This window comes from Mycobacterium gordonae (assembly GCF_017086405.1).
GTDB lineage: Bacteria > Actinomycetota > Actinomycetes > Mycobacteriales > Mycobacteriaceae > Mycobacterium > Mycobacterium gordonae_D.
Genome location: NZ_CP070973.1, coordinates 6,286,916 through 6,299,031, shown reverse-complemented (window position 1 = coordinate 6,299,031; position 12,116 = coordinate 6,286,916). Strand labels below are relative to the sequence as shown.

General features: G+C 64.0%; 12 protein-coding genes, 4 tRNA genes and 2 pseudogenes. 5 read left to right on the top strand and 13 right to left on the bottom strand.

Going from position 1 to position 12,116, the window contains the following annotated elements; genetic code table 11:
• Position 1: 1 nt before the first annotated feature.
• Positions 2–514, bottom strand: a complete 513-nt coding sequence (locus JX552_RS27020; RefSeq protein WP_205874835.1) for a nucleoside deaminase — start codon at positions 512–514, stop codon at positions 2–4.
• An 84-nt stretch (positions 515–598) separates the two neighbouring features.
• Here JX552_RS27020 and JX552_RS27015 point away from each other — a divergent pair, with 84 nt between their 5' ends.
• A complete protein-coding gene (locus JX552_RS27015; protein ID WP_205878715.1) occupies positions 599–1,504 on the top strand; it encodes an SAM-dependent methyltransferase in 906 nt (301 codons plus the stop codon).
• Positions 1,505–1,510: 6 nt separating this feature from the next.
• Here JX552_RS27015 and JX552_RS27010 read toward each other — a convergent pair whose 3' ends face one another.
• Together JX552_RS27010 and JX552_RS27005 are read right to left on the bottom strand one after the other, a co-directional pair.
• Positions 1,511–2,329: a TIGR04255 family protein gene (locus JX552_RS27010; protein ID WP_205874834.1), complete on the bottom strand. Its 819-nt coding sequence runs from the start codon at positions 2,327–2,329 to the stop codon at positions 1,511–1,513.
• A 114-nt stretch (positions 2,330–2,443) separates the two neighbouring features.
• Positions 2,444–2,516 (bottom strand) — tRNA-Lys (locus JX552_RS27005).
• A 125-nt stretch (positions 2,517–2,641) separates the two neighbouring features.
• On the opposite strand from JX552_RS27005, the gene JX552_RS27000 reads away from it, so the two are divergent.
• From JX552_RS27000 to JX552_RS26990, 3 genes are all read left to right on the top strand, one after another.
• A tRNA-Glu gene (locus JX552_RS27000) sits at positions 2,642–2,714 on the top strand.
• 40 nt (positions 2,715–2,754) lie between these two features.
• Positions 2,755–2,831, top strand: a tRNA-Asp gene (locus tag JX552_RS26995).
• Between the two features lie 33 nt (positions 2,832–2,864).
• A tRNA-Phe gene (locus tag JX552_RS26990) sits at positions 2,865–2,941 on the top strand.
• A 44-nt stretch (positions 2,942–2,985) separates the two neighbouring features.
• Here JX552_RS26990 and JX552_RS34320 read toward each other — a convergent pair.
• The 10 genes and pseudogenes from JX552_RS34320 to JX552_RS26945 form a co-directional block, all read right to left on the bottom strand.
• Positions 2,986–3,087: pseudogene (locus tag JX552_RS34320) on the bottom strand (site-specific integrase); the annotation flags it as partial.
• 38 nt (positions 3,088–3,125) lie between these two features.
• Positions 3,126–5,528 carry a hypothetical protein gene (locus JX552_RS26985; protein WP_241010743.1) on the bottom strand — a complete coding sequence of 801 codons (2,403 nt, stop codon included), beginning with the start codon at positions 5,526–5,528 and terminating at the stop codon, positions 3,126–3,128.
• Positions 5,525–5,860 (bottom strand): helix-turn-helix domain-containing protein, encoded by a 336-nt coding sequence (locus tag JX552_RS26980; protein ID WP_205874833.1) that lies wholly within the window; start codon positions 5,858–5,860, stop codon positions 5,525–5,527. The genes JX552_RS26985 and JX552_RS26980 overlap by 4 nt, the downstream gene beginning before the upstream one ends.
• Positions 5,860–6,903 carry a tyrosine-type recombinase/integrase gene (locus JX552_RS26975; protein ID WP_205878713.1) on the bottom strand — a complete coding sequence of 348 codons (1,044 nt, stop codon included), beginning with the start codon at positions 6,901–6,903 and terminating at the stop codon, positions 5,860–5,862. Before JX552_RS26975 ends, JX552_RS26980 begins: the two co-directional genes overlap by 1 nt.
• Before the next feature lie 235 nt (positions 6,904–7,138).
• A pseudogene (locus JX552_RS26970) lies at positions 7,139–8,209 on the bottom strand (tyrosine-type recombinase/integrase); the annotation flags it as partial.
• Positions 8,209–8,445, bottom strand: coding sequence for a helix-turn-helix transcriptional regulator (locus tag JX552_RS26965; protein WP_205874832.1), 237 nt, complete (start codon positions 8,443–8,445; stop codon positions 8,209–8,211). The gene JX552_RS26965 and the pseudogene JX552_RS26970, both read right to left, overlap by 1 nt.
• 4 nt (positions 8,446–8,449) lie before the next feature.
• The gene (locus tag JX552_RS26960) at positions 8,450–8,767 is read right to left on the bottom strand and encodes a hypothetical protein (RefSeq protein WP_205874831.1); all 318 of its coding nucleotides are present in this window, start codon (positions 8,765–8,767) and stop codon (positions 8,450–8,452) included.
• A complete protein-coding gene (locus JX552_RS26955; protein WP_205874830.1) occupies positions 8,760–10,082 on the bottom strand; it encodes an FtsK/SpoIIIE domain-containing protein in 1,323 nt (440 codons plus the stop codon). The genes JX552_RS26960 and JX552_RS26955 overlap by 8 nt, the downstream gene beginning before the upstream one ends.
• A complete protein-coding gene (locus JX552_RS26950) occupies positions 10,079–10,501 on the bottom strand; it encodes a plasmid replication, integration and excision activator (protein ID WP_205874829.1) in 423 nt (140 codons plus the stop codon). Before JX552_RS26950 ends, JX552_RS26955 begins: the two co-directional genes overlap by 4 nt.
• 99 nt (positions 10,502–10,600) lie before the next feature.
• Positions 10,601–11,383 carry a GntR family transcriptional regulator gene (locus JX552_RS26945; RefSeq protein WP_205874828.1) on the bottom strand — a complete coding sequence of 261 codons (783 nt, stop codon included), beginning with the start codon at positions 11,381–11,383 and terminating at the stop codon, positions 10,601–10,603.
• 93 nt (positions 11,384–11,476) lie between these two features.
• On the opposite strand from JX552_RS26945, the gene JX552_RS26940 reads away from it, so the two are divergent.
• Positions 11,477–11,899, top strand: a complete 423-nt coding sequence (locus JX552_RS26940) for an NUDIX hydrolase (RefSeq protein ID WP_205874827.1) — start codon at positions 11,477–11,479, stop codon at positions 11,897–11,899.
• Positions 11,900–12,116 lie beyond the last annotated feature (217 nt).

Genomic DNA, 12,116 nt, shown 5'->3' with positions numbered 1-12,116 from the left:
GTCAGCCGCGCGGAACGACGGTCGCCTGGCGTCGTCCGCCGTTGCGGTCCTGCCAGAACCGGTAGACGTCCACAGCTGCGGTCCTGATGTCAGGGCGGGTTTCCGCGCGCATCGGGAGGCGACGCGCGTGCCAGTCCTTGGCGAATTCGTCGTAGAACGTGGCGAGTTCGAAGTACTTGCGGTCGTCGACGTAGTGCGGTTCGTAGGCATCCCGCGAGGTCAGGAACACGACTTCGTCGGGTGAGCAGTAGTACAGCGACCCCAGGCACATCGGGCAGGGATGCGCGAGCACGTAGATGGTCGTACCGACTAGATGCTCGGTGCCGAGCGTGGTGCATGCCGCACGAATCGCGAGGATCTCAGCGTGTGCCGTCGGGTCGTTTGTCTGTGCCACCATGTTGGCGCTTTCGGCGAGCACCCGGCCGTCCTTGACGATGACCGTCGCGAAGGGCCGACCCCCGTCCGCGACGTTCTGACGGGCAAGGTCGATGGTCCGCTGTGCGAAGTCGGTCACACCCCGCAGGGTAGCCCCGCAGAATCATAGGCGGTTATGTGATAGTAACTAGGTTATCTATATTTCTCGAGGCGAGGGAGTGCACTGGTGCGTACCGATCGGGATCGCTGGGATCTTGCGACGAGCGTCGGTGCGACGGCGACCATGATCGCCGCCCAGCGCGCGCTGGCCTCCGATCCCGCATACGCGCTGATCGACGATCCGTTCGCGGCGCCGTTGGTGCGCGCGGTCGGCATCGACGTTTACACCCGCCTGGTCAACGGGCAGATCCCGGTCGAGGACGACTCCGAGTTCGACCCGCAGCGGATGGCTCGGGGCATGGCCTGCCGAACCAGGTTCTACGACGAATTTTTCCTGGACGCCACCCGCGGCGGGATCGGTCAGGCGGTCATCCTGGCATCGGGTCTGGATGCGCGTGCCTATCGCCTGCCGTGGCCGGCTGGCACCGTCGTGTATGAGGTCGACATGCCCGAGGTGATCGAGTTCAAGACGCTGACGCTGAGCGACCTGGGCGCGGAGCCGACCGCCGAGCGCCGGACGGTCGCCATCGACCTACGTGACGACTGGGCGTCGGCCCTGCGGGCGGCCGGATTCGACACACAGGCGCCGTCGGCATGGAGTGCCGAGGGCCTGCTGGTCTATCTGCCGGACGACGCCCAGGGCGCGTTGTTCGACAACATCACCACGATGAGCGCGCCCGGTAGCCGGCTGGCGTTCGAGTTCGTCCCCGACACCCGGATATTCCAGGACGAGCGGTGGCGCGCACACCACGACCGGATGGCCGAACTCGGCTTCGAGATCGACTTCAACGATCTGGTCTACCACGGCGAGCGCAGCCACATCCTCGAGCACCTGACGCACGCCGGTTGGCATACCTCGCCGCAAACGGTAAAAGAGCTGCACGCCGCGAACGGCTTCGACTACCCCGATGACGAGCTCGCCGAAGCGTTCGCGGACGTGACATACACCAGCGCGGTGTTGCAGCCCTAGTGAGGCTTACTGCCCGCGGAGCAGCTCGTCCTTCAGTCGGGGCGTGAGCATGTCCTGGAAGACCGTCTGCGCGGGCGCGTAGAGATCCCGGTAGGTCGAGACGAGCGCTTCCCGGTTGTACTCCGGGATCGCGCCGGTGGGCGGGGTCCAGAAGCTGTCGATGTCCATCAGGAAGAACTGTCCGGTCTGCGCGGGGGTGACCCGACGCAGGTGGTAGCTCGGGTCGAGCGCCTGACCGACACCAGGTCCGTAACGCACGATGAGTGACTTACCCGGCTGGGCTTCGCGGTAGACGGCGGCGCCCTGCCATTCGGTCAGGGTCAGCCCGCCCGGCGCCAGGCGTTGGGGTCCGAGCAGGCTTTCGTCGATCCAGTTGGTCCATTCGATCCGGCCGTCGACGCCGGCGGGAACCCGGATCTCCAGGACGTAGCGCAGACCGATCCGTTCAATGCCCACGATTGACGAGACGGCCGAACGAGCGTCGACCACCCGCATAGCGATGTCGAGGAAGGTGTCGAAATTGCTGTATGCGCTGGTTTCGACGACGATCGCCTGGTTCTTGAGCGAGGCCGCGGTGGTGTTCTCCCGGTTGGAGTAGCGGACGAAGCGATCCGCTACCGGTTGCGGCGGCTGACCGGGGGCAGTCATGCCCCACTGGACATCCTGGGCCTGGCGTTCGATCGGCAGGTCATTGACCAGCAGCTGCTTGAGTTCGCGGCTTGCCGACTCGGTCAGGGAGTCTGTTGCCGGGTGACGGATCTCCAGCGTCACCAGGGCTACGGGGGCGTTGGGTTGTACCTCAGCGGGATTCACGTCGGGAAGCATAGCCGCGAGCATAACCAAGCGTGATGGCTATCACCCGAAGCGTCCGATTTCGACTCGACCTTGCGGCTTCTGGCCCCTGGCGTAGCAGGTCGGAGCCGGTTGACGCTCGTTCGGTGCCCCCAGTAGGACTCGAACCTACGACCTGCGGATTAAAAGTCCGTAGCTCTACCAACTGAGCTATAGGGGCAGCGGAGAATCACAATACTGGGTGCCGGCGGAGGGCTCGTTTGAGGATTGGGGCCGGGGTGACCTAAGCTGGCTTGGCTCCCAACAGTAATCGCGTTGCGAGTGCCCCGGAGAGATTCGGTTCTGGCCCCCTTCGTCTAGCGGCCTAGGACGCCGCCCTTTCAAGGCGGTAGCGCGGGTTCGAATCCCGTAGGGGGTACTGGCTACGCGGGCACCCGCGGAGCACAGCAGTACAGCAAGGCCCTGTGGCGCAGTTGGTTAGCGCGCCGCCCTGTCACGGCGGAGGTCGCGGGTTCGAGTCCCGTCAGGGTCGCCAGCACGGCGAGGCACACGCTGCCTGCCGGCTTTCGGCCAGGTAGCTCAGTCGGTACGAGCGTCCGCCTGAAAAGCGGAAGGTCGGCGGTTCGATCCCGCCCCTGGCCACCACGTTCTACCTGCATAGGCACGGTTCATGCACTCGGTTGTCGGATTTATTCGTCCGGTTCTTGTCCGGTCTTGGGTGGTTGCGTCTCGGCCGCGTGAAGCTGATCCAGATTTGTTGCCACCTGGTCCAGTTCGTCCGCATAAAGGTCAAATGGTGACGTCGGGTATTGGAACTGTCCGAATGCCCCTACGCTCTGGTCGGGCGCTGGCTGACCTCGGCGGCGTAGCTGGTCCAGTCTCCTGCGGACAGGCGTTGCCAGGCCACGGCGACGTCGGTGTGGATGCCCAGGGTGCGTGCCAAGATCGCGGCGGGGATCTCGGTGGCGAGTTGGAACAGGGCGGTGCTGCGAGCGGGGCCGGGGCGGATTCCGAGTCGGTTGAGTCGATGGGTCAGCTGGCCGGTGCTGATCGGTCGTCCGGGTTGGCCGCCGGGAAGAAGCCAGGGCGAAGGCGATAGAGCGCCGATTGTGGCGTGGCCCTTGCGGTTGGCGACGACGGATCGGGCGATCTCGGCGACGGGCTCGGGGAGATGGATGGGTGCGCGGCCTAGGTGCAGGCTGACCGGGTCGCTGGTGGTGTCGATGTTGGTGACGACCATTCGGCAGATGCTGGCCGGGTTCTGGGCGTAGAGAAGGACGAGTAGGCCAGCGAGGCGGTCTTCGGGTTTGAGGTTGGTGTCGTGCAGGAGGCGTCGCGCGGTGTTCCAGCGGTGCTGTTCATCGAGGGATTGGGTGGGGCCTGTCCATCGGTGCGTCCGGGCTCGGACGCTGGTCAGCTTGCTGTTGTGGGCCCAACGGATGAAGTGCCCGGCTGGATCGCGATATGTCGTGGTGTGGTCGGTCAGCCAGCGATCGAGGTCGGCTTGCCCGCAACTGCTGAGGGTGAGCCCGTTGACGGTGAGCCAGTCCAGGAAAGCGACAGCTCCGTAGGTGCGCTGACGGATGCACGCGAACTGCTGGATGGTGGTCGGGCGGCCGTTGTTGCGTTGCCGCAGTCGACGAACAAGGTGCCAAGTTGTGTAGTGGTGCAACACTTTCCGCAGTTCGGGGTCGGCATGGGCAGCTAGTGTCTGGCTGACGAATCGTTCGATCCGGATCATTTGTTCATCGCGGGCGGGCAGGGCGCCGACGCCGATGAGGACCTCGCGCAGGTGCGCCAGCGGCTGGCTTTGGGGCAGTTCGTCGAGCGCGTCGTGTGTCACATCGCGGCGACCGGCGGCGAGGTCGGCCAGGACCACAGCGACGGGTTTCTTCTTTAGCCATCGTATGGCGGTGATGGGGTGTTCGGCGGTGGCGATGTTGTGCCGTAGCGCTTGCAGACCGGGATGAAGCGATGCCGACGGCGGGCCGAGGATCTCGTTGAGTGAGCTGTTGATCAGGCAACGGCCGCATTGGCCGGGATGGGGGTAGGAGGGGTCGTTGCAGGTTGGGCAGTCGTGCCAGACTTCGCCGGTGGTGCAGTCCTGGCAGCGTGGCTGGGTGCGGGTGCCCGAGATGATGGGTGCGGTCTGTCGGCAAGAACAGCATCGTGCTGTGTGGTGCTGGCAGTCTGGGCACCACGGCCGCCCGGTGATTCGGGATGTGCCGCAAGGTCTTTCTTCACCGCAGATCGAGCAAGTCGTGATCGGCAGGGGCGGGCAGCATCCGCAGATCGGCCCGTCCGGCGTTCGGAGGCTGACCGGGCGTCGTCGACCGCAGTTGAGGCAGATTTCGAGGTTGTCGGGGTCGGTGATCAAGCAGTTCGAACACAACGGCCGACCGTTGCGGTCGCGAGTGGCTGGTTCGCGGTGCGCCCCACAGCGTGCGCATTCCTGGATGCGGCTGTGGGCGATGCAGGTGCGGCAGACCCGCTGCCCATCGAGGGGTTTGTCGACCTTGACGACGCGATGACACCGCGGACACGCCGGTGCCACGATGCCACCGATACCCGCGGCGCGAAGCGCATCGATCAGCGGAACGATCGCGCGCACGGGAGCGAGATAGCCAGCTCCGGTGAGTAATTCGGGTTGCGCTTCTAACGACCAGCCGATCTTTCGTTGGTGTGCCGGCCGGGATGCCAGCGTGCGGACCGCTGTTGCGATCACGTCGCGGTCGGCGGCCGGATCCAGTTGGGCGATCACGTCGTAGATGACCGAGATCGGATCGCGTTCATCGCGATCGGGACATTGCGCGCATCGCGGCCCTCCGGCGCGATCACGGGTGGCCACGCGTTGGCGTTGCCCGCAGGCCGCACATGCAACCGTGCGCAGGCTGCACGACCCGCAATACCAGTCCTGGCCCATCCGCTGCAGAGCCCGCAACTGCTTGTCGCAGTCCGCACAGACCGGCGCCGACACCGACGCACCAGCAGAGCGCAGCGCGATCAATAGATCACCGATCACCCTGGGTGCCGGAGACCTCCCGTCGCGCAACACCGCCGGATGGTCGGCGAGAAAAGCTGCCAGACGCCGCGACTTTGCCCGACCGCCGGCGATCGTGGAGACGATGGCGCGGATCTCTTCGGGAGCAAGCCGATCATCGACCGCCACCACCAGCTCGGTGATGAACTCGACCGGATCGGTCACCGCGCGGCCGTGATCGATGTGGGTCACGGCAGCTCGGCGCCGCGAACGCGTGCCCGCTTGGGCCGCAAACTCCCGATGCCGACTTCAGCTCCCGCGGCTTTCTTCCGCGATGTTCCGGCCGTAGCGGGCGCAACCGGCTCGATCAGGTCATCCAAGGCGCAGTCCAGGATATCGAGCAGCGCCATCAGAACCTTCAGGCTCAGCCGTTCGGGACGATCGACGACCAGCCGGTAGACCTGGCTCGAGGACAAAACGATGCCACGCTCGTGCAGCGGGACGATCAGGTCGGTGGTGGCGAACATTCCGCGCTCAGCCATGACCTTGCGCAAGTGCCATTGATAATCGAGCTTGGCCGACATCAGCTGTCCTTGTCTGCCGGGACGCCCGCATCGAGCGCGGGCGCGAGCGCTCGTTGCAGCATCGTGTTCATGTAGTCGGTGCTGACGTGGGTGTAGATCGCCGTCGAGCTGTCGCATTCGTGCCCAACCTGGGATTGAATAAATCGCCGGTCGACACCATCCTCGGTGAGATGTGTGACGTACGAGTGGCGAATTGAATGCAGCACAAGCGCTTTCGGCAACTTCAACGCGTCACGGTAGGCCACGAACCGAGCGTTGATCTCCACGGACTTGATCCGCCCACCCCGCTCGGTCACCCACAGGGCCGGGTGGTCCTCACAGCCGAACTTCGGCCGGGCATTCTCGACGTAGTCCGCGACCGCCTCCACCGCCCAATCCATCACCGACAACACATTCCGACGCCGCGGTGGCTGGCCCCTCTTGGCCTTGCCGTAACGGACGTTGAGCATCCCGTAGCGCCCGAACTGCGGAGCCCTGGGATTCCGACCGAAATCAACCAGGTCAAGCTTCGCAGTTTCCGTGCGCCGCAAACCCCAGCCGTAGATGACTTTGAAGATTGTCGCGTCGCGATAGGCAGCAAGGGCCCCTTTGCGTTTCACCCGCACAGCGCGCTCGACCTGATCGTCGGCGTAGTCGAGGAACCGCTGGATCTCCGCACGCGTGAACGCCCGGGCCTCCGGGCGGCCCTCATAATCGTTGAGGTGCGCGATCGTATTCCACTCGTGGCAGATCGGCACAGGATGTTTCCCCGGCCCGAACTGTTTCTCGCACAAGGCAACCCACCCGTAACGGGCGTCGCAGAGATACTCTGTGAACAACCGCAGTTCGGTCTGGTAGCCGCGGATCGTCGACGGCGCCAGATGCGCCTCAGCTGTCAACGATTGGGTCCACTCGTCGACGTGGCCGGGCAGCCAGTGCCACGGATACTCGTTGGTGAATTCGACGAACCGGCGCACCAGCCGCTCGCGTGGCGTGACGGTCTCTTCCTGCAGCCCGCGCGCGGTCTGCTGGGCCCGCCAGCCACGCAACATCGCCTCCACCATGGCGTCCTCCGGGCGCAGTTGTACCACCCCGGAGACCAGCTCCAGATGCGCCGCACCGGCCAGATCCGCTCGTCCCACACCTGCCTCCAACCCAGAATCGATGCGACCCTTTGACGCACGGATCGTGCATCAAACGGGTTAGCGACTCAAGCAATGCAGGTGATGCGGCGTGTCGAACTCGCGACGCGGAACCATTCCCGCACCCCGCTCAGCTGGCGACCTGCGCAAACGCGCCCATCTGATGCAATTCCCGAGCTTTGCTGTAGATGTTCGCCGTGACTGTCGGTGTCGAGTGGCCCATCGTTTTCTGCACGTAGCGCAGGTCAGCCCCAGATTTACGGGCCAGGCTGGCGTAAGTGTGACGTAGATCATGGATAGTGAGCGGGGCCAGGTCAGTCTTCTTCAGGGCTTTGTTCCAGTGCGTATGACGGCGCTAGTCGTTGGAGCGCAGCATTGTTCCGTTCGATGAGGTGACGGCAGGCTCGTCGGGCGCCCGACCGCCGATCCGTGTTTTGAGGATGTCGACGACGACCTGGGGGAGCGGGACGGTACGGATACCGGCGCGGGTCTTGGGTGGCCCGATGATGATGCGGCCTTCGACTTCGGGCGCTGCCCGTCGGACGTAGAGCCGACGGGCAGCCAGGTCGATGTCCTTGACGCGGAGGCCGACGAGTTCGGACCAACGCAAGCCGGTGTAGGCGAGGATGGTCACGACGTCGCCCTGGTCTCCGCATGCGGTAGCCAGGGTCTGGATTTCTTGTGCGGACAGGTAGCGATGGCGATCCCGCTCGGGAATGCGGCCCGCTGAGACACCAAGGGCGGGGTTGCGGTGGATGCGCCCGTCTTGGTGGGCGACATCGAGAATTGAGCGCATCAGCCGCAGCGTGGAAACCTTTGCCCACGGGCCAACCGTCAGGCCGTCAACGAACGCCTGGACGTCGGCGCGGGAGATTTCGTCGACGGGGATGTGACCAAACCGGGGGGCGATTCGCAGTTCCCAGTGTTGGACGTATCCGCTCCAGGTCTTCGGTGACACCGCGGGCTTTTTGGAATCGGAGAACTGCGTCCAGATCTGGTTCAGCGGTGTGCGTCCGAGGCGTGGGTCGAATCGACGTGCACCGAGCGCGGCTTCGTTATCGCGGTCGGATTTGAACGCCTTTGCCTCGCGCAGGGTCGGAAAGGTGGCCGACGTTTCGACCCAGCCCGATGGCGCGTCCGGATCGCGGATGAGGTAGCGGACTTGGTAGCGGGGCTGGCCGGCTGCGTTGAGGCGCTTGCGGATGCCGCGAGGGGTGTTACCCGCCATTACCGACGCACCTGCTTCAGCCAGGACCGGACTTCGGCGCAGTCCCAGCGCCGCAGGCGCCCTGACAATGTGTAGCAGGGTGGGCCGATCTGTTCGCCGGTGGTTTCGCGGAGCGCCGCCCAGCGGTTAAGGGTCGCAGCGGAAACGCCTAATAGCGCTGAGACCTGTTCGGCAGTAAGCAATTCTGGGAAGTTGCCCGTGTTGACGAGAGCCTCGCGCAGGCCGTGAGTGACCACCCTCTCACCTCGCTGCACGGATGGAGTCGAACCAGGCTTGGGTGCGCAGCAATCCGGCCTCGGCGTCGGCTTGGCCGCCAGTCATTCCCCATAGATCGAATGCCCACCGCTCCAGCGCGGAGTGCCTGGTCTCGCCGCAGCGCTGGAGCTCGGCGTCGTCACCCAGGACAAGGGCGGTTCCGATGACTTCGCCGCACGACCAGAGGCGCCGATACCGGCCCCATCCGTCTCTGCTGACGAGCTGGGCGCGGTGGATGAGATCGGCGTGCCTCGCCAACTTATTCTCGTCGGGTGATTCGAAGAGTGGCCAGTCGTCACTCATCGCTCTTTCCTCCAGGTGTGCGTGCTCGGCTGTATCGCTTTGCGGTGGTGCGGATTTGGTCATCGCTCCAAAAGTCGGATCGGACCTTGGTCACCTGTCCGTCTTCCGCGATGACGTAGCCGGTGCCGGGTTGGTCGGGGCTGATTCGGTGCGCGGGCGCTTTGTCGACCATGCCGTCGCCGAGCACCATCGCGACTTCGTCGCGTGAACGCAGCCGCAGCGCGATGGTCTGGGTGAACAATTCCCGCATGGGGATGATTTCCTTGCGGGGATCTTGTACGAATGCGGCCACCACAATCCCCAGGCCGCGGCCTTTGGACAAGATCCGCGACAACGATGCTTTGCCCGCTTTGCACATGGCCGGATCGGACAGGTAGTTGGTCAGACCGGCGAGTTCGTCGATCAGCAGCACCACCAACGGCGTATCACGACTCGCGATGTGCTGGCGTGAGCGTCCAGCCATACGTTGCCCGCGCTGGTCCATCAAGTTCTCCAGCGCGGCAAGGGTTTCCACGGCATCGGCTTCCGTGATGGCGATCTTCGTGAACAGCTCAGAGCCGACCGACAATTCAATGCCGTATTTCAGGTCGATTCCCACCAGACGAACCACGCCGGCGGCGACAGCAGGACCGAGACCACAGGCGATGCCCCAGAAGACGGAACCTTTGCCTGCCCCTGAACAGCCCACCGTGAGGGTGTGTCGACCGCTCAATTGCAGACTCCAGGCTGAGCCGTTCTCGCAACGCCCGAGCGTGACCCGCGCTGTCGCTACCGTCGTCGGCGGCACCGCGTTGCCTACTGTCGAGAGCTGTTCCCGCATGACCAGTTCGATCCGCAGCGTGCCGGGGTAGACGACAACCGACCGTGCCGAGTGAGCGCCCGCAGCGTCGCGAATCGCTGGAACCGCACGCTCCAAGTCTTCGACAGTCTGACCCATCCTGGCCCGGACAGTCAGACGCAGGGTGGTGCGAAATACGTCTGTTGCCAATAGCTTTGGATGAAACCAACGGGTTGACGTGAACTGTCGACCTTCGCTGTCGCGGCGCGTGATCTGCTCCGCAGCGGACAAGCCGCAGCGCTTGCAGAGCTTCTGCCATGAGAGGTGCGCCCAAAGACGCCAGCGCAGGAGTCGGGCAGGGGTTGCGAACCGCTCTTCGTACGTCTCTGGTGAGTGCAGTCGCCAGCAAATGAGAGCGGCGCCGATGACGATCGCGATGATCGCTACGCACAGGGTGAAAGCGGTGAGGAAATTCAGCACGTGGTCGATCCGAAACGGGGTATCGGGATCGGTCAGTTCGTACGGGTCGGGATTCATGCCGACACCCGACCCGAGTTCGACGCTGCGGACGGCTTGCCGGGTGCCGTCATGCCCGCGGCGCGGAACGACCAGGCGATCCGTGAGAAGTCGCCGGACCGCTCGATGTACGGGAGGGTCATTAGGCCTTCGAAAACAACTGGGGTGAAAGGTGTTCCGCTGGAATTGGTGGGTGCCGCCGGCTGCGTCGGCGCGGCGAACTTGACGGTCACCGTGCGACTTCGCTTCGGCGCGGCGGGATCACCGTCGAGTGCTTCGACCTGCCACATGGGTAAGCCAGTGTCGCGGTCCCTCGCCTGCACGCGGTTCTCGCCGGAGGACTTGTCGAAGTCGATCATTGGAGTGACCTCGGATACGAGGAACGCACCGAGGGAGAACACTTGGTCGTGGCCGATCTGGAGCCATTTGGGAATGGACATCGTTGAACCTTTCAACTGGATTGACTAGATGACTACTCAACCTAGTCGTCTAGAGGAGTAAGTCAAGCGTTAATGTGCATTTGGTCGTTTCGGGAAGTTTCAGCGCGCTGAGAAGTCGTATTCCAGCAGGTAGGCCGATGCCACCTTCACCGTGTCGCACACCTCGACGGCTGCATCGTTGGTGTCGTAGGCCGTCCGAACCACCGTCAGGACAGGCGCCCCTGCCGGGAGTTGCAAGGCGCGGCGCTCTTCGGGGGTGGGCATACGCGCGCCAACTTCCTCAGTGAATCGCGCGAGGGTGTGGCCGGCCTCTTCGAGGCGCGCGTATATGCCGCCTGGCCCGGTATCGGTCTGTTCGATCTTGGTGCCCTGGGCGAATGAGGCAGGAATGTATGAAGTCGCCGTTTCTACTGGCTTGCCGTCGGCAAGGTAACGCCGTGATCGAACCACAACTTCATCATCGTTTGTCAGTCGAAGGCGTTCGGCCACGACAGAATCCGGCTTCTCGCGCGAAACGGTGATGTTGTCGACCTGATGAGGTGTGTAGCCGGACTTCTCCGCTTCGACGGTGAACGCTGCCTTACCGCTGGCGCGATGTTGCCGCGCGAAGCGATCCGAGGCGAGCCGCCTAATTGGGGGAGCTGGCCGCACGAACACTCCGCGACCGTGCTCGGATATCACCAGGCCTTCGGCGCGCAGATCCTGAACTGCCTGGCGAACTGTCATCCGCGCGACCCCGAAATGCTCAATCAGCGCGGCCTCGGAGGGTAGGCGTTCACCTGCTCCTAGTTGGCCAGAGCTGATGGCGTCACGCAACATGCTGGCGATCTGTCGATAGGGCGGTTTGTCGTCCGCCCGGTCGATATGGCCAAGTTGCAGCACCTGAGAGCCTCTCCATACATGTCTAGGCGACTAGTCTAGGGAAACGACACGTCCCCTGTCACTAATGGAGTCGGCCGCAGAGGAGTCTCACGCATGGCAGCCACACCAAAACACTCGGTCAGCGTCGCTGGCATCGTGGTCCGCGACGACGGCCGCGTACTCGTGATCAAGCGCGACGACAACGGCCACTGGGAGGCGCCCGGCGGTGTGCTCGAACTCGACGAGTCGTTTGAGTCGGGTGTTCGGCGTGAGGTGTTGGAAGAGACCGGACTTGAGGTCACGGTCGAGCGGCTCACTGGCGTCTACAAGAACTTGACTCACGGAATCGTCGCGTTGGTGTATCGCTGCAGGCCAACCGATGGTGAGCCCCACGCCACTGAGGAAGCTTGTGAAATCCGTTGGATGACAATAGAAGAAGTGCAGTCAGCCATGGTGCCGGCTTTCGGGGTACGTGTCTTGGACGCGTTCGAAGAGTCGCCGAAGTCGCGGGCGCACGATGGAGTTGACCTCCTATAAATGCTGCAAAATGCTGCCGCTATTGGTTGGTGCTACATGTGGTCGACCGACAGCGCAGCTATGAGATACGACCTGGTCGCCGTGGCGACCGCTCGTCGACTCCGTCCACTCTGAGGTTCAGGTTCCGCAATGTACCAGCGACATTCGCCCCGGCGGATTGGCGCCTTATATGGTGCGTGTGCCACCGTGGAGACATCGTGACCCCACCAAGGTGAGC